Origin of the sequence: Frankia canadensis (genome assembly GCF_900197875.1) — a bacterium.
GTDB classification, from domain to species: Bacteria; Actinomycetota; Actinomycetes; order Frankiales; family Frankiaceae; genus Frankia; species Frankia canadensis.
On the sequence record NZ_FZMO01000536.1, the window covers coordinates 1 to 16,877 of the forward strand.

Sequence of the window (16,877 nt, forward strand, 5' to 3'; positions counted from 1 at the left end):
GCGCCCCGCTCACGCCCAGCCGAACGGCGCCACGCCCGCCCCGCCCTTCGGGGCCGCTCACGCCGGGCCGCACGGCACCTCGACGCCCGCGCTCCCCGGCGAACCACCCAGCTCGCCCTACAACCCCCTCGCCGCCTCGCCGCCCGCGGGGCCCGCGGCGAACGGCCGGCATCGCGCGGCCCCGGCCGGCAAGCCGATGCCGCCCACCCTCGTCACCGGGGGCGGACCTCGGCGGCACGGGGACCGGCGGCGATCACTGATCCTCGTCGGGGTGGCGGCGGTCGCCGTGCTGGCGGTGACGGTCGGCCTGCTCGTCGGCCTCGGTGTGCTGTCTGGCGGCGGGAAGGACGATCGACGCGCCGCCTACCCCGGCCCACCCGTCACCCTCACCGGGCTGGCGAACGCCGGCGCACTCGCCCTCGCGGCGGACGGCTCGCTCTACCTGACCGATCCGGGGACCGGGACCGGACAGGGTCAGGTCGTCCGGCTGACGGCCGACGGCCGCGCGGCCCGCATCGGCGGCAGCGGTCCGCGGCCGACTCCGACCGGCGACGTCCCGTCGCCGTCCCCGACCCCCGTGCTGGGCGACGGCGGCCAGCCGCTCGCGGCTGAGCTGCAGAAGCCGGCCGGGGTCGCCATCGGGCCGGACGGCGCGATCTACGTCGCCGAGACCGACGCGGGACGGGTCCGCCGGATCGGCCCCGACGGGATCATCACGACGGTGGCGGGCGCGGGCCCCCGTTCCTCCGACGGCTCCACCGCGGACAGCGGCGATGCCACCCGGGCCCACCTCGACGACCCGGTGGCCGTCGCCGTGGACGCGCACGGCGTCCTCTACATCGCCGAGGGGTATCGGATCCGGCGGGTCGAGGCGGGACAGATCAGCACGGTCGCCGGCCGGGCGAGCGAGTACGGCTCGGCCGGCGACGGCGGCCCGGCGGTCAACGCCACCCTGTACCGGCCCAGCGGCCTGCTGCCGGCGAAGGACGGCGGCCTGTACGTCGCCGACGAGGGCAACGACACCGTCCGCCGGATCGACCGCTCCGGACGCATCAGCCTGGTCGCGGGCACCCCTGGCACCTACGGCAGCCGCGGCGACGGCCGGGCGGCCGTCGACGCCCAGCTCGACGATCCACAGGGCCTGGCGCTCGACCCGGACGGCACGCTGTACATCGCCGACAGCGGCAACGACGTCGTCCGCCGGATCGACCGGAACGGCGTGATCACCACGGCGGCGGGGACGGGCTCGGGCTCCGGTTCCGACCGGGACGGCGCCCTCGCCACCCAGTCGGCGCTGAGCGAACCCGCGGGCGTGGTGCTCGACCCGTCGGGGGCGCTCTACATCGCCTGCGCCGGGGACGGCACCGTGCGCCGCGTCGGGACGGACGGGTTCCTGACGACCGTCCTGCGCCCGCCGCCCGGCTCCTGACGGCCAGGACGCCCGGCTGGAACCCGTACGGCGGGACCGGTCCTGGACCGTGCCGCCGACGCCAGGATTGGCATACCTTCGCCGGGGGATCCCGCGCCGCGCCCCGCGCCGGCGGCGGGTGGCGGACGGCTCGGTGGGAGGTCGTGTGCGCGGACCCGATCGGCGGTCGGTGCTGCGGGCCGCGGGCGCCGGCGGGCTGGCCCTGGCCGGACTGGGGCTCGGCGGCGAGACGCTGACCGGCTGTGACCACAAACCGCGCCCGGCGGCCGCGCCGACGAGCGCCTCCGGGCCGGACTGGGCGGCCCTCGACGCGCGGCTGACCGGCCCGCTGATCCGCCCTGGAGACCAGGACTACCCTGCGGCGAGCATGCTGTTCGACCCGGCCTTCGACACGATCCGGCCACAGGCCGTCGCCCGGGCCACCTCCGCCGCCGACGTCGCGGCCTGCGTCGACTTCGCCCGCCGGACGGGCCTGCCGCTGGCAGCCCGGGCCGGCGGCCACAGCTACGGCGGCTATTCGACGACGACCGGCCTCGTCGTCGACGTGACGTCGATGGCCACGATCACCCCGACGTCCGGCCAGCAGGCGCGGATCGGGGCGGGCGCGCTCCTCGTCGACGTCTACGACCAGCTCGCCCGGGCCGGGCGTGCGCTGCCCGGGGGGTCGTGCCCGACGGTGGGCATCGCCGGGCTCACTCTCGGCGGCGGCATCGGCGTGCTGGGCCGCCGCCACGGGCTGACCTGCGACCGGCTGGTCGCCGCCGACGTCGTCCTCGCCTCCGGTGAGATCGTGCACACCGACGCCGACCACGAGCCGGATCTGTTCTGGGCGCTGCGCGGCGCCGGCGGGGGCAACGTGGGCATCGTCACCTCGTTCACCTTCGCCACCCACCAGGCGACGCCGCTGGCGCTGTTCACCTACCACTGGCCGTGGTCGGCCGCCGCCGACGTGGTCGGCGCCTGGCAGCGATGGGTCGCCGGGCCCGGCGGGGCGGCGGACGCCACCTGGTCGACGTGCGTCGTCTCGTCCGCCCCCGCGAGCGGCGTCGGCGCGACGCCGGTGCTGCGGGTCAGCGGGGTGTTCTCGGGTGGCACCGACGACGCCGCGCTCGCCGGCCTGCGCGGGCAGCTCGCCGCCCTGGTGGACGCGTGCGGCCACCGGCCGTCCAGCACGTACCTCGTCACGCGGGACCATCTGGCGACGATGCTCATCGAGGCCGGCTGCGCGGGACGCGGCGTCAAGTCGTGCCACCTGACCGGCCGCTCGCCGGGGGGCACCGTCGCCCGGGTCGCGCAGCGGGCCGCCTCGGCGTTCCTGCTCTCGCCGATGCCCACCCGGGGGATCGAGGTCATGCTGGACGCGATCGAGCAGCGCCAGCGCACGGCCAGGGCCGGCTCCGGGGTGGTGATCCTGGACTCCTGGGGGGGCGCGATCAACCGCATCGCGCCGGGGGACACCGCGTTCGTGCACCGCGGGGCGATCGCCAGCGCGCAGTACGTCGCCGGCTACGCGGCGAGCGATCCGCCGGCGGTGAAGGAGGAGAACCGCCGCTGGCTGCGGTCCACCGTCGCGGCGACGGCTCCGTTCGTCTCGTCGACCGCCTACCAGAACTACATCGACCCGGAGCTCGCCGACTGGGAGGCGGCGTACTACGGAGCGAACCTGGACCGGCTGCGGCGGGTGAAGCGCGCCTACGACCCGGACAACCTCTTCCGCTTCGCCCAGAGCGTCGCCCCGGCCTGACGCGTCATCGCCGCGTGGCCGGCCTCGCCGGCCGGTGGGTATCCAACCCCGGGCCAGGAGTCGACGTCACCGGCCCGGGGTGGCTCGGTCCATTACACGCGGTCGATGGCCACCTCGCCCAGTGGCTAACCATGGTCAGCTTCCTGTCCATTCGCTGTCCCAGCATGGGTTTCGCCGTGTCCGTGGGCGTGTCCGCCGGGGTGTCGGGATGCCTCGCGCCGGCCGGCTCACCCGCCGCGGGTGGCCCTGCCGGACGCGGACGGCGCCGCGGCCCGCGTGCCGGCGGTTCACCTTGCAGCGGCTACTTAAGGTGAGTAAACAAATGCTGTCGGTGACACGCCGGCGTCGGTGTCCGTCCGGCCGTCCTGGCTGGCTTTGCTGTGAGGTCGTCCATGAAGAGTCTCATCTGGCCGTGGGGTATTGGGCTGTTCCTACTGTTCTACGTCGTGACGGCCCCGAGCAGCGCCGCGGACGTCATCCACAACACCGTGGGCGTCCTCGGCGGTGTGGCCAACGGTCTGTCGGACTTCGTGTCCCAGGCAACGGCCTGACCTCGGTTACCAAAAGTCACGCCCGCCGCCTGGCGTCACGGCAGCTTGTCGAGAGCCTTCGCCAGCGGGCGGGTCACCGCGACGATGCCCGTCCAATCCGAAATGTCCGACTCGACGACGCCCCACCGGGCGCCCTTCGCCGCGATCACCCGACCGTCACCGATGTACATCCCGACATGGCCCGGGGCGTCGGCGGTGCCGTCCGAGCCGGGTGTGAACAGCAGGTCGCCGGGCTGCGGATCGACGCCGGCGACCACCGGGCCGGCCGCGAGCTGGTCCGTGGTCACCCGCGGCAGCTCGATCCCGATGGTGCGGTAGGCGGCCTGGACCAGCGACGAGCAGTCCCAGGTGTCCGGCCCGACCGCACCCCACACGTACGGCTTGCCGACCTGCGACTGCACGAACGCGACCACGGGCGCGATCGTGCCGGTCGGGATCACCATCCCGGGGTCGAGCGAATCGCCGTACACCAGCGACTGCGCGAGGATCGTCCGGACGTAGTTGCGGGTCTCGGTGTAGGGCGGGATGCCGGCGAAGGCGAGCACGGCGCCGGCACCGGCGTTGTAGGCGGCGAGCATCTTCTCCTGCCCGTCCCCGGGCACGGAGGCCACCGACGCCGCCACCTCACAGTCGTAGCGCGCCGCGGCGGGGATGGCGTCCGCCGGGTTCCACACGTCCCCGCCCTGGCCGTGACCGGCCCAGGTGGCCGGCATGAACTGGGCGATGCCCATGGCCCCGACGGGGGAGCGCGCCTGCGGGTTGAACCCCGACTCCTGGTGTAGCTGGGCGGCCAGCAGCGCCGGTGTCACCTCCGCGCAGCCCGCGTCGTTCGCCGCGTCCGTGATCAGCTGCACGAACTCGGCGGGGATGCCCTCGGAGTTAGTGATCGACCTACTGCCCTGGCCGCGATGCACGAGGAACGGACCGGCGAGCGCGAGGATCAGCACCGAGACCATCATGATGATCCCGCCGATCATGACCGCGGAACCGGTGCCCAGCCAGACCAGCCATCCTGATCGTTTCCGCGGGAAGCCGCGCGCCACCTGTGCCTCACCGCCCCGGCGCGTCGCCGGCGACGCTGGCGAGGTCCGCGCCGGCGACCCGCCACGTTCCGTCGGTCTGGCGCAGCAACGTCAGCGCGGGGGTGGACACGGCGGTCACCGGCGGCTGGGTCCCGGTGACGGTCTCGCGACGGACATTGAGCTGGAGGACGACCCGGCCGGTGTCGGTCGTGTCGATGCCACCGACCGGCGTGACGGCGAGCACCGTCACCTGGGAACGGGTTCCGGCGGCACGCATGACCTCCCACGCCTGCCCGTCGGCACCGCCGGCCGAGCCGGACGCGCCGCCCGCGCCGAGGGTGGCGGCGAAGTCCTCGGTGAGGCAGTCCCTGGCCCGTTCGACGCCGGCGCCGGGGCCGGGGTCCCTCCGGGCGTCAAACGACTGCCAGCGGGTGAAGCAGTCGCTCGCGACCTGGGCCGGGTCCTTCCGGTCCACCTGGCTCGGCGCGGACGCCGCCGCGGTCGCCGTGGCCAGCGGGGGCCCTGGAGCCTGGCTCGCGCCCGGTGGTGGCCCGGTGGTGGCCGGGGCCGGTTGCGGCGCGGGAGTGTGCCCGATCGATCCGCAGGCCGTCAGCGTCACCAGCGCCACCAGCGTGGCGAGAACCCCCAGCAGGGCCGACGGCCGTGCCAGTAGCAGCGCCGGGCGGCGCCGGTGGGGGGAGGCGACCACCGGGTCGCGTCGAGTCGGAAACACCGCGGGCCGCCGTCGCTATCCCGCGCCGTGGACCCGCCTGGCGGCCCCTGCCGCCGAACCCGTGACGACCGCACCGCCGAGCCGGGTGGGCGTGGGCGTCCCGGGCATCCGCCTGGACGTCATTCGCGGCCGTCCAGCCAGTCCCGCACACGTCCGCGGCGGACCCGCCACTGGTGGCCGACCTTGCGGGCCGGGATCGCCCGTTCGGACAGGAGTTTGAGCACCGTGCTCTCGGACAGCCGCAACCAGGCGACCAGTTCCTCGACCGTGAGCACCTCGTCGTCGTCGGACGGCCGGGCCGCGGCGGTCGCCGGCGACGCGGGCCCGGCCACGGTGGGACCCGCGCCGCCGTTCACACCGCTCGTCGCGCCGGCCGCCTGGCCCGGTGGGGCGAACCCGGCCGGCCCGAGCACCGCGGGCCCGCCCACCGCGCCCACCGACCCCGAAACGGCCGGCCGGGCACCGGGCGGCGCCAGGTGCGGCGAGGCCAGCGGGGAGACCGGCGGCGTCGCGCCAGCCGGCACACCCGACGATGTGGTGGATGTCATATTCGATGATCTGGCCGCGCTGCCGCGCGGGCGGGCGGATCCGCTCCCGGACGCCGCACGCAGCGGGGCCGAACCGGCCGGCAGGGCACGACCCTGCGTGGATCCCTGTGGGCCCGCCGGGCGACCGGGGCGACCGGATGATCGGGGCGTCGCCATCGAGAAGCCGTCCTGCGCCACCGACGCTCCTTTCGTCTGCCGCACGATGCGCGCCGCTGATCCCGACTACCCCCCGCCGGCCCCGGCATGGTCACGCGTGGCCGATCACCCGCTCGTCGGGGTGATCCGGGCCGCGCCTCCAGGTCCGGTTCCGGAAGGTACACCGACCCACCTGTCCTGGATAGCCTCAAGCAGAGCTTGTCATACTCGAATGGCTCGTGTTACATCGATCCGACCGCAGCCGAAGGTAAGTAACAGTAAGTAACCTTAACTGGCACTAGCTAACCTGAGAGAGCCGGGAGGGCGACGGCGCGTGAGCGATGTGCCACAGGCACCGCACGATGAGGAAGGCGATGCGCGGCCTGTCTCCCTCATCGGGGCCCGCATCCCGACGGCGGCCTCCCGATCCCACCGGTCGCCCGAGCGGGAGGAGCAGTACGGGCTCGACGGTCCGTCGGGTCCCGAGGACGCCGAGTCACCTCCCTACGCTCGCTCCGGCCGGCGACGCCATCGGCGCCGCGGTGCGTCGGACACGCCCGCACCGCCCGACGAGGCGTGGCAGAGCGAGGCGTTCCTCCTTGATGATGCGACATCGGCGACCGAACCGGGTGCAGACCGTGCAAGCAGCGCGGAGGTCACGTCTGGGACAGGGGGTTCGCGCCGCTCTCAGGGGCCATCCGACCCGGGGAACCCCCGCGCCGGGGGCACGGACGCCGGCGATCGAACCCGCGGCGGCCGGTCCCGCCGCGCCGGCCGGCCGGCCGCGATCGCGCCGCGTACTCCGAGTGACGCGACCCGCCGCCCGACAGCGCCGGACGGCGACGCCCCGAGCACCTCACCGGCCACGCCGCCCGGACCCGCGTCCGTGGCTTCGCCGGGGCCTCCGGACGCCTCCGTACCTCCCGTCGCTCCCGGGACGCCGCGCAGCCGCCCGCCGCGCGCCTCCGCGCCGCGCCGCGGCACCGGTCCGAGCACCCCGGCCGGTCCTTCCGGTCCGGTCGCGGGTCCCCTGGAGTCCCCGGCGAGCGTCTCCGGGGCGGACGGCGTCCTCGCCGCCCGTGACCGCGGCACGCGCCCGGAGGATCCCCACGGTGCCCCAGCCTCGGCCGCCGAAGGCCCGGGCTCCTCCGCGGTTCTGGATGGCTCGCCGGATCCGGACGCCTCCGCGGGCCTGGACGCTCTGCCTGGCCTGAGCGCTTCCGCTGACCTGGACGCCCCCGCTGACCTGGACGCTTCCGCTGGCCTGGACGCTTCCGCCGCTCCGGGGGCCGTTCCCGCCCCAGGCGCCGTCACCGAGGCGTTGGCCGGCCCCGGCACGAGCAGCGGCGCCGACGCGATCGTCGTCGCCGATCCACTGGCCGCCACCGACCCGCTGGCGGATCCGCGCGGGCTACCGCCTACGGCGACCGACTCCCACGACATCGCCGACCGGATCACCGACTCCGAGTGGGCAGCGCATTCCGACCGGACCACGATCACCGACCCGATCGTCGTATCCGGGGTTGACGCCGCCGGACCGCTCACCGTGACCGAGCCGGTGGCCCCAGGCACCGCCTCCGAGCCGGACGGGCCCGCCAGGCCGGGTGTCGGTTCAGCCGCGCCGACGGCCGGCGGCGCGGTGACGTCGCTCCCGTCCACCGGATCCGTCGCGCTGTCCGGCCCGTTCGCCGGGGAGGCGCTGGCGACGGGAGTCGGCTCGCTACCGGCCATCGCGCCGCCGCCGGCGCCCGTGCGCCCCCCGTTGCCGGCGACGCCGCCTGACGAGCAGACCGCCCCGGCCGCGCCTCGGCCGCGCTCCACGCCCGTGCCGGCCACGCCAGCACCCGCCACGGCGCGACAGGAACACCCGGTCGACCGGCCCCGTCCGAGACATGGCGGGCATGGGCTCGAACCGTGGGAGGAGATCCCGCTCCGCCTGTCGGTGCGGGACCGGGCCCGTATCCCGCTGCCCGGCTCCTGGCGGATCGCCGTCACCTCGCTGTTCCCCTACTCGGGGACGACCACGCTCGCCGGCGTGATCGGCCTGACCCTCACGGGGATGCGGGCCCATCCGGTACTGGCCGTCGACCTGTGGCCCGGGGATCGTCCCGCGGTCGCGACCGCGCCGGCGCCACCGGCCACGCCCACGGACGAGGAGGAGCCCCGCGGCGACCCGCTGAGCAGCCGCGTCGGCTCGACCGGAACCACCACGGTGGAGGACGTCGTCCGGCATCACGGCGAGGACCGCTCGCCGGCGGAGCTGCGGCTGATGATCAGCGGCCAGCGGGCGGGGAGCGCCCGGGACCTCGACGTTCTGCCGCTGCGACGGGACGCGGGCCGGCTCGCCGCGGAGCCGTCGGCGGCGGGATCCACGCCGCCGGACACGGCAAAAACCCCGACCGTCTCCGTCGAGGAGCAGAGCGTCACCCCCGGCAATCTGCGGTCGGCGCTCGGCCTGCTCGCCCACTCCTATCCGCTCGTTCTCGTGGACGCGCCGGCAGAGGCGCCACTCACCGAAGGTGCGATCGAGGCGTCGGACCTTGTGGTTCTTGTCACCCTCGCTACCGCGGCAGACCTTGAGGCGACGCTGATGCGCCTGCGGGCCTTCCGCGAGGTGTCGGGTGGACGGCTCGCCGGTGCCGGCGCCCCACCGATCGTCGTCGCCATCGTCGCCCCACGTCGCGGCCGCCCCTCGCCCCGCACCCGTGCGGCGGCGGCGCGCCTCGACCGGCAGGTGGACGCGCTCGTCCGCATTCCCTACGACCCACGGCTGGACCCCAGCCGGCACACGCCGGTACGCATCCCCCGGCTACGCAGACGTACCAGGCGGGCATACCTGCGCCTCGCCGCGGCCACGATCGAGAACCTGTTCATCCTCGCGAAAGCCGAGGTCGAGACGGCTGCGGTCATCGGCCAGCAGCCGGCAGCATCGTCACGCTCCGCTGTCGCAGGTGTGACGACGGGCATCGGGGACGGCGCGACGGGCACCTCCACGGCCACTACCGCGGATCACAGAGCACCGGCCGGCGTATCATTCGGCGACCTACGGTCACCAACGGCACCCTCACGGATCGCCGGACCGGATCGTCCGGGCGGCCCCCGCCTGTGAGAAAGGAACCGCGATGATCCACGACGCCGCCTCCGCCAAGGCGACCGTCATGTTCCTTGCCGTCGAGGTGAAGCCGGACGACTCGAAAGCGCCCGGCATCAACGCTCTGAAAGACCTGGTCAACGGCCTGGCCGCCTACGCCGTGATCGCTGCCGTAGCCGCCGTGCTACTCGGTGGGATCGCCTGGGCGCTCGGTGAGCGGATGGGGCTCGAGCGGGCGTCGACGGTCGGAAAGAGCGGGGTCATCGCGGGCTTCGGCCTCGCATTCCTGGTCGGCGCCGCGGCCGCCTTCGTCAACTTCTTCCTCGCCACCGGCGCAACGGCCACCGCGCCGGCGCCCAACCCGAGCGGCCACCGCCCTCCAGCCGTCGAGCTCACCGTCGCCGTTGACCCTGGCGTGGTCCATGACCCGACGTCAACGCTCTTCTGACCGGTTCCCCGGGTACCCGCGGGCGGACATTGCGATGATGACCGTGCCGTCTTGTGAGGGGAGTGGGCGTTGCAGGGCCTGATGGACAACGTGGCCAGGCGCCTGATCATCATCATCGTGGCCACTGGAGCGGTAAGCGTGGTCACGGGCGTGATGATCGGTCGCTATGCCATCCCAGACAAGGGCGCAAGCCCCGACACCGCCTCCGTAGCCCCTGCGCCAACTTCCGAGGCCAAGCCCACTACAGCCACTCCTACTCTGATCCCGACTCCAGGCCCCACCTCCGCTCCATCCGAAGTCGTAGACGGCCAGAGCCAAGTGCCCGGACTTCCTATGCGTGTCAACGAGTTCAAGATTCCCGTTGGCTACCCTCACAACGAGCCTGGAGCAGTAAGCGCCTGCGCCAACTACGTTGCAGCATATAGCGACGCAAGTAATAGAGAGCCCGCCAGGATACGAGAAGTATTCAAGTCAATCACGACAGAGGACTCCGTTGCAGAACGCGTCAGCCAGCGCCTAGTCGAAGCAAATAACGGAACAGCTAAGAATTTCGGCGTATCTTCGGTGAATTCACCAAACTTCGTTCTCCAATATCGGGTTCTTGGTTATAAGGTAGTTGAAAGCAAGTCAGACGAGGCAAAAATTTACATCTGGCTTAACGCGAATGCGGGCGTGACTGATGGCACGCCCGAGACCAAGCCCAGGGACTTCTGGGGAACCGATCTCTGCACTGTTCAATGGCGCGGGTCGGATTGGAAGCTGTTCGATGCAAACGATGGCCCAGATGGCCCAGACCCGGCCGAGCAACGGTCCGAGGAGTTCCGCCGTTTTCTTCTGATCGGAGCGGGCGCATGACGACGGGAACCGCTGGCCAAGGCACCGTAATTCTCGCCTTCAACCCGAACCCCCTGAGCGCCATCAAGGGTGCGATTACGGGGAGTGTGGACGCCTACTTCAGTTCGATGGGGACGGCGTTCTGCGGGATGGCTGCGGACCTGTCCAGCTCGGTCTTCAGCTTCGCGCAGCAGAAGACCTCCATCGACCTGAACGCCGACTACGTCGTCGAGAACTACAACATCGCGTTCGGCATCGCTGTGCTGGTCGTGACCGGTCTCTTCCTGTGTGCCTGCATCATGGGCGCGGTTCGGGGTGATCCGCACATCTTCGTCCGGGCCGTCGCGTCGACCGGGACTGCGATCCTGGGGTCCTTCATCGCGTTGGCGCTGCTCCAGATGATCCTGACCGCCTCGGATGGCATCGCCGACGCGTTCGGCAACGGGAAGCCGCTGGGGGCCTCGCTGGTCGCGCAACTGCGCGCGCTCCCGGAACAGGGCAACTTCGCACTCGACCTCGTGCTGTCGCTCCTGGTGGCAATGTTCTCGTTCGCGCTCTTCGTCGTGCTCTACATCCGGAAGGTGGCCATCATCGTGATGGCCGTGTTCATCCCGCTCTACCTCGCCGGGCAGCCGACGATGTCCACGAGTGCCTGGATCAAGCGGGCAACCGAGATCCTCCTGGCGCTGATCTTCGCGAAGCCGGTCATCTATGCGATCTTCACACTCGGCGCCGGCATGGCGAGTGACTCCACCGGCTCCACGGTCGATCAGACACTGACCATCCTCAGTGGAACCGTGGTGATGATCGCGGCGGTGTTCGCGCCGTTTGTCCTCATGCATCTGATGGGATTCGCTGACGTCCATCTGATGCGCGCGGTCGGATCGGTGGGCCGACGCAGCGCTGCCTCGTTTGGTCAGGGTGCGGGCGCACTGCTCGGATCGACCTCGCGGGAGACCTTCCGGGGAATCGGCGCCCGGCTGCAGACCCGCAACCGTGGCATGCTCGGCGATTCCGGCGGCGCCATCGGCGTCGAGCCCGGCCTCGCCCGGCCGGCGGCGATCCGCACCGGACGGAGCATCGGCGCGCCCGTCGGCATGCCGTCTCGCCCGGGTGCCGCGACGGCGGCCGTGCGGGGACCGTCCACCGGACGGCCACGACCCGCCCGCGTCGGCGCCCCCGGAGGAGGGGGCACCTCGGGCGTCGCGGCGCGCCAGCCAGCCCGTTCGACCGCTCCGGCACGGGCCACCGTCGCGGTCGGCGCGGGCACCAGGTCCGCCGGCGGCACCCGTGTCGCCCCGGCTCGCACGGGTGGCGGCGCGGGAGGTGGCGCCGGCCGATCCGGGCAGGCCACCACAACCAGCGGTCGCCCGCCCGTCACACCCGCCGTGCGCCCGCCCCGGGTCGTCGCGCCCAAACCCCCGACCCGCACCGGCGGCAAGTAGCCGCCGGCCGGGCCGAAACGGAACACAGCCAGTCGATGAGCACAGCCGCGCGGCCCCAGCCACGCCGGACGGGTCGCCCGTTCTGCACCTGGCGGGGCCGCGCGCACAGACCAGCGGGGCGAGTGAGGTAGTCGATGGCCGCGGAACGCAGTTACCGGTTCGGACCGCTCGAACGCGGCGGCGTCATGCTCGGCATGCGCTGGCCGCAACTCGGCCTGATGATCGGCGTGATGCTCTGCGTGCTGGGCGCACTGCGGTCACCGTTGGTGATCGTCCCAATCTGGGTACTGCTCGCGGTGGCCCTGCTGTTCGTCGCCTTCGTCCGAGTGGAGGATCGTAACCTCGACCAGTGGGTGCCGATCATTTTCGGCTTCACGATGCAGAAGGTGACGGGCGAATCGGTGTTCCGTGGCGCGTTCTTCCGGCTTGGTGCCGGGGAGGACCAGCTCAGCCGCACGGTCCTTCCCGGGCCGCTGTCCTCTCTGGTGATGCTCTCCGTCCCGGTGGGGGGCAGCCGTTATGTGGCCGTGGTCAAGGACGCGAAGAAACAGACCTACACGGCCGTCCTGCAGGTGCGGGGAAGCCAGTTCGCGCTGCTCGAGTCCGGCGACCAGCAGGCCCGGGTCGACGCGTGGGGTGAGCTGCTCGCCGGTCTGACGTCGGGCGGCGGGCGGCTGTCGCGCATCCAGTGGCTCGAGCGCACCCTGCCCGACTCCGGCGACCAGCTGCAACGGCACTGGCGGGTCCGCGGCCACCACGACGACTCCTGGACAGCCAACGCCTACCAGCAGGTCATCGACGCGGCCGGGCCCGTCGCCCAGCGGCACGAGACCTACCTGTCGTTCCAGCTACGTACCAAGGACGCCCGCCGGGCGATCCAGCGCGCCGGCGGTGGCGATCAGGCCGCCTGCGCAGTCCTGCTCGGCGAGCTGCGCACGATGGAGGCGGCACTCGCCCGCGCGTCGATCAACACGGTCGGCTGGCTGCCGCCCCGCGCACTCGCGGCCGTCATCCGCACCACCTACGATCCGTACTCGATCGAGATGATCGACGCTCGGGGAGGCGCCAGCACCGACCTCGCCGGCGGTCTGAAGGGCCTCGCGTCCGGCATTGACCCGGCGATCGCCGGCCCGGTACGCACCGTGACCGCCTGGGATCACTACCGCACGGACTCCGGCTTCCACACCACGTACTGGATCAACGGCTGGCCGCGGGTGCCCTCCCCGGCCGCCTTCCTCGCACCCCTGCTGATGGAGACGACCTGCCGGCGGACCGTGTCGCTCGTCGTCGAGCCGCTGCCCGGGCGCAAGGCCGAGAAGGCCGTCAACCGCCGGCGGATGGCGCACCTCGGCGAGCAGCAGATGCGGGACAAGGTCGGCAAGGTCACAACGCAGCGCGATGTCGCCGAGGCCGACGAGGTCGAACGGCGCGAACAGGAACTCATCGCCGGCTTCGGCGCGTTCCGCTTTCACGGGTTCGTCACCGTCTCCGCGGACGACCTCGACGGCCTGGCCGACGCCTGCGGCGAGGCGGAGACGCTGGCCTCGCGCAGCCGGCTGGAGATGGTGCGCCTCGTCGGGGAACAGGACCAGGGCTTCAGCGTCGGGGCCCTTCCACTAGCGGTTGGGGTCGCATGAGCTCCGGACACACGGCCGACGGCACGCCCGGATACCGAACCGAGACGGCCTACGACGGCTCCGGCTACCCGGGCCCGGCCGCCCACGGCGCGGAGCGCAACGGCACGGACCACAGCGGCACCGGTCACAACGGGCTAAGCCGTAACGGCGTCAACCAGAGCGGTGCGGGGTTCGACGGTTCCGGGTACGACGGTTCCGGGTACGACGGCGCGGCCTACGAGAACACGGCCTACGAGAACGCGGCGTATGACGACGGCGACGGCTTCGACGATGGCTACGACGACGACGTCGACCCGCCGAGCTACGACGAGGCCGGCTACGACCCGGACGGTCCCCGGGCGGCGGCCTACGAGGCGGACTCGCATGACCCGGGACGCGACGCGGAAGGGTTCGTGGACCTCGGCGGCGGGCCGCGGCGCCGGCGTGGGGCGGCAGCCCCCATGCCCGATCCGTCGCCGCGCCGTGGCCGGCGGGTCGAGCGGACGGCCGCCAACTCGGAGAAGGCCGCGATGCGGCGCGCCCAGGCGGCGCTGCGCCGCGGGGCGCAGCCCCCGCGGGTCCTCGGCCCCTTCGCCGGACGGATCTTCCACAAGCTGCGGCTGCCCGCGCACATGGAGACGACAGCGCAGATCGCCGGCATCTACCCGTTCGTCGTCGACTCCGGCCTCGACGCGCCGGGCATGTACATCGGCCGGCACGTCTGGTCGGGCAACTCCTTCGACTTCGACGTCTTCGAGCTGTACCGCCAGCAGGTCATCGAGAACCCGAACTTCGCGGTCTTCGGCGCGGTCGGTTCCCGCAAGTCGGCGCTGCTCAAGACGCTGATCTCCCGGGGTGCGGCGTTCGGCTACCAGGCCGCCGTCCCCTGTGATCCGAAGGGCGAGTACACGCGGCTCGCGCGCCGGCTCGGCTGCGAGCCCACCTACATCGGGCCGGGCATGGCGACCAGGCTCAACCCGCTCGACGCGCCGCCGCGCCCCCGCGGCATCGCCGACGCGGACTGGGCCCGGGAGGTCAAGCGCGCCCGCTCGGCCCTGCTGTCCTCCCTGATCGAGACGGCGAAGGGGGTTCCGCTCACCCCCGCCGAGCACACCGCCGTGGACCTCGCCCTCGACGTCGTCACCCGGCAGATCACCGGCGCCTCCCCGGAGCGCTGGGCGACGCCGCTGCTTCCCCACGTGCTGGAGGCGATGACCGACCCCAGCGAGGAGGACTGCTCGAGCCTGCCGATGACCGCCACCGAGCTGCGCGACGCGTCCCGGGACGCGACCCTCACGCTGCGCCGGCTCACCCACGGCGCGCTCGGCGGCCTGTTCGACGGCCCGACGACGTCCCCGCTGGACTTCGACCGTCCCATCGCCGTGCTCAACCTGGAGCGGGTCCAGGGCAGCGACGAGATGATCGCGCTGATCATGACGTGCGCGCAGGCGTGGATGGAGGCGGCGCTGATGCGCCAGGACGGCGTGCAGCGCTACGTCGTCTACGACGAGTGCTGGCGGCTGATGCGCTTCGCGGGGCTGGTCCGCCGGCTGTCCGCGCAGCAGAAGCTCGCCCGCCAGTGGGGCTGCGCGAACGCGATCGTCGCCCACCGCATCTCCGACCTGCTCTCCGCCTCCCCCGACTCGGTGGAGATCGCCAAGGGTCTGCTCGCCGAGACGGCGATCCGCATCCTGTACAAGCAGGCGTCCGACCAGATCGCCGACACGCAGGAGGCGCTGGGGCTCACCGACGTCGCCGCCGACCTGCTGCCCCGCCTCGATCCCGGGTTCGCGCTGTGGCTGATCGGGTCGCGGGCGTTCTACGTCGAGCACGTCGTCGGCGATCTGGAGATCCCGGTGGTGCTCAACGGGTCGAAGATGCACGGCGAGGTCGACGACACCAACCTCACCCCGGACGACCTCGACCCGGCGGAGCTGGATCCGCCGGATCTCGGCCCCGGCGTGCCGCCGCCCGGCCTGCGGCTGGACGGCGGCGACCTCGACGACGAGCCGTTCGCCGGCGGGTACGGCTACCCGTCCGTCGAACCCAGCTCCACCGGCTGACGCGGCCGGTCCGACGCCGGCGGCCAGTTCAACCCGATCGGGTTCGGCCAGGTGAAGCCGCCGCCGAGGGCGACCCGCTCGGCCAGCCCGTACAGGATGGCGTACAGCTCGTCCCGTTCGTCGTGGGCGAGTTGACGGTAGGGGGCGGCGGCCAGCAGATCCGTGATGTTCTCGATCTCGGCGCGAACCTGCGCCCCGTGCGCCGTGAGGGTGCCGTCGGGCGTCAGCCAGCCGCGGGCGGCGAGGTCGGCGGCGGCCCCCGCCCACTCCTGCTCGCTCCACCCGCGGGACACCCGCAGCTGCTCGGCGGGGCTGCGTCCGGTCGCCGCGGAGAGGATCAGCGCCTCCACCGGGCCGACCTCGGACCGCACGAGGGCGGCGACATGCCCGTCGCCGCGGTGCTCCCGCAGCATCGTCAGTGCCTGCCACAGGGCCAGATGCGGCTCGCGGGGGATGGGCAGAGCGGCGTTCGCGGCGGCCAGTGGGCGGCCGGCGGTGACCGCGGCAGCGGCGACCCGGCCGGCGAGGTCGGCGGCGCGGCGCACCACAACGCCGGTCGCGTCCAGACCCCACAGTTCGCGCAGCACGGCGTCCACGGCCGCGAGCCTGGCGTCGAGCAGGCGCGCCGGTGAGGAGTAGCTCCACACGTCGGGCACCCAGCGGGCGATGCGCCGCGGGGCGAAAGAGTAGAAGGTCGAGGTGATCATCGCGGCGGACGCCGCGCCGAGCGGGGCGGCCCGCATTCCCACATAGCCCGCGCCGAAGCTGTAGCAGCCGGCCTCCGCCGCGAAGCGGCGCACCGCCGGGTGGAAGTAGAGAACCGCGTGGATCGGCTCTGCCACCTCCCAGACCCGGCGGGCATCGTTCGCGAAGGCCGCTCCGCGAGCACTCGCATCCAGCTGTCTACCGTCGCCCATGCAGATCCTCCCGACCGTGAGTCGGTTCCAGCCTCCCCCGGGCGAGGTCCGGTAGGCCAGGAAATGAGGACCTGATCGTCCGCCGAACGGGGGCCGCGTCCCGCCCGACGGTCCGTTGCCAGCAGGAACGCGCCGGAAACGCGATGGAAACGACCCTCGCCGACTTCCCACCCTGGTGCCGGGCGACCACCCCGACCCGGCATGCCCCGGTGTGGTCGGGCGTGTCGCGCCGCGTCCCGCCGGGCGGGCGGGGGCGTCGGGTCGGGCCCGGGCGCCCGGCGGCCGTGTCCCCTACCGCGCG

At 73.0% G+C, this 16,877-nt stretch carries 13 protein-coding genes; 9 read left to right on the top strand and 4 right to left on the bottom strand.

Annotated features, from left to right (window positions below; all coding sequences use genetic code 11):
• From C1A33_RS29425 to C1A33_RS35430, 3 genes are all read left to right on the top strand, one after another.
• Positions 1-1,429, top strand: a 1,429-nt coding sequence (locus C1A33_RS29425) for an NHL domain-containing protein (RefSeq protein ID WP_207770564.1), incomplete at its 5' end; no start/stop codon positions are given.
• A 145-nt stretch (positions 1,430-1,574) separates the two neighbouring features.
• Positions 1,575-3,173, top strand: a complete 1,599-nt coding sequence (locus tag C1A33_RS29430; protein WP_101835270.1) for an FAD-binding oxidoreductase — start codon at positions 1,575-1,577, stop codon at positions 3,171-3,173.
• A 392-nt stretch (positions 3,174-3,565) separates the two neighbouring features.
• Entirely contained in the window at positions 3,566-3,724 is a 159-nt protein-coding gene (locus C1A33_RS35430) for a hypothetical protein (protein ID WP_165818644.1), read from the top strand.
• A 35-nt stretch (positions 3,725-3,759) separates the two neighbouring features.
• Here the strand turns inward: C1A33_RS35430 and C1A33_RS29435 are convergent, their stop codons facing one another.
• The 3 genes from C1A33_RS29435 to C1A33_RS37145 form a co-directional block, all read right to left on the bottom strand.
• A complete protein-coding gene (locus C1A33_RS29435; RefSeq protein WP_101835271.1) occupies positions 3,760-4,767 on the bottom strand; it encodes an NlpC/P60 family protein in 1,008 nt (335 codons plus the stop codon).
• 7 nt (positions 4,768-4,774) lie between these two features.
• Positions 4,775-5,455: a hypothetical protein gene (locus C1A33_RS29440; protein WP_243408058.1), complete on the bottom strand. Its 681-nt coding sequence runs from the start codon at positions 5,453-5,455 to the stop codon at positions 4,775-4,777.
• Between the two features lie 143 nt (positions 5,456-5,598).
• Positions 5,599-6,027, bottom strand: coding sequence for a helix-turn-helix domain-containing protein (locus C1A33_RS37145; protein WP_243408059.1), 429 nt, complete (start codon positions 6,025-6,027; stop codon positions 5,599-5,601).
• 1,021 nt (positions 6,028-7,048) lie between these two features.
• Here C1A33_RS37145 and C1A33_RS29455 point away from each other — a divergent pair.
• The 6 genes from C1A33_RS29455 to C1A33_RS29480 all read left to right on the top strand — a co-directional run bounded on the left by C1A33_RS29455 (position 7,049) and on the right by C1A33_RS29480 (position 15,659).
• Positions 7,049-9,271, top strand: coding sequence for a MinD/ParA family ATP-binding protein (locus tag C1A33_RS29455; RefSeq protein ID WP_133150877.1), 2,223 nt, complete (start codon positions 7,049-7,051; stop codon positions 9,269-9,271).
• Between the two features lie 13 nt (positions 9,272-9,284).
• Positions 9,285-9,701, top strand: a complete 417-nt coding sequence (locus C1A33_RS29460) for a DUF6112 family protein (RefSeq protein WP_101835277.1) — start codon at positions 9,285-9,287, stop codon at positions 9,699-9,701.
• 69 nt (positions 9,702-9,770) lie between these two features.
• Positions 9,771-10,556: a hypothetical protein gene (locus tag C1A33_RS29465; protein WP_101835279.1), complete on the top strand. Its 786-nt coding sequence runs from the start codon at positions 9,771-9,773 to the stop codon at positions 10,554-10,556.
• Positions 10,553-11,980 (top strand): hypothetical protein, encoded by a 1,428-nt coding sequence (locus C1A33_RS29470; RefSeq protein WP_101835281.1) that lies wholly within the window; start codon positions 10,553-10,555, stop codon positions 11,978-11,980. Before C1A33_RS29465 ends, C1A33_RS29470 begins: the two co-directional genes overlap by 4 nt.
• A gap of 134 nt (positions 11,981-12,114) precedes the next feature.
• Complete coding sequence (locus tag C1A33_RS29475; protein WP_101835283.1) at positions 12,115-13,617, top strand: SCO6880 family protein; 1,503 nt, start codon at positions 12,115-12,117, stop codon at positions 13,615-13,617.
• Positions 13,614-15,659, top strand: a complete 2,046-nt coding sequence (locus tag C1A33_RS29480; RefSeq protein WP_243408060.1) for a conjugal transfer protein TraC — start codon at positions 13,614-13,616, stop codon at positions 15,657-15,659. Before C1A33_RS29475 ends, C1A33_RS29480 begins: the two co-directional genes overlap by 4 nt.
• On the opposite strand, the gene C1A33_RS29485 is transcribed toward C1A33_RS29480, so the two are convergent.
• A complete protein-coding gene (locus C1A33_RS29485; RefSeq protein WP_101835285.1) occupies positions 15,626-16,576 on the bottom strand; it encodes an SCO6745 family protein in 951 nt (316 codons plus the stop codon). The two genes, C1A33_RS29480 and C1A33_RS29485, sit on opposite strands and share 34 nt — an antisense overlap.
• Positions 16,577-16,877: the final 301 nt, after the last annotated feature.

What these genes read in the sequence shown, in the direction of transcription:
- C1A33_RS29485 (WP_101835285.1), bottom strand. Translation starts at nt 16,576, where the DNA reads ATGGGCGACGGTAGACAGCTGGATGCGAGTGCTCGCGGAGCGGCCTTC.
- C1A33_RS37145 (WP_243408059.1), bottom strand. Translation starts at nt 6,027, where the DNA reads ATGACATCCACCACATCGTCGGGTGTGCCGGCTGGCGCGACGCCGCCG.
- C1A33_RS29475 (WP_101835283.1), top strand. Translation starts at nt 12,115, where the DNA reads ATGGCCGCGGAACGCAGTTACCGGTTCGGACCGCTCGAACGCGGCGGC.
- C1A33_RS29480 (WP_243408060.1), top strand. Translation starts at nt 13,614, where the DNA reads ATGAGCTCCGGACACACGGCCGACGGCACGCCCGGATACCGAACCGAG.
- C1A33_RS29470 (WP_101835281.1), top strand. Translation starts at nt 10,553, where the DNA reads ATGACGACGGGAACCGCTGGCCAAGGCACCGTAATTCTCGCCTTCAAC.
- C1A33_RS35430 (WP_165818644.1), top strand. Translation starts at nt 3,566, where the DNA reads ATGAAGAGTCTCATCTGGCCGTGGGGTATTGGGCTGTTCCTACTGTTC.
- C1A33_RS29460 (WP_101835277.1), top strand. Translation starts at nt 9,285, where the DNA reads ATGATCCACGACGCCGCCTCCGCCAAGGCGACCGTCATGTTCCTTGCC.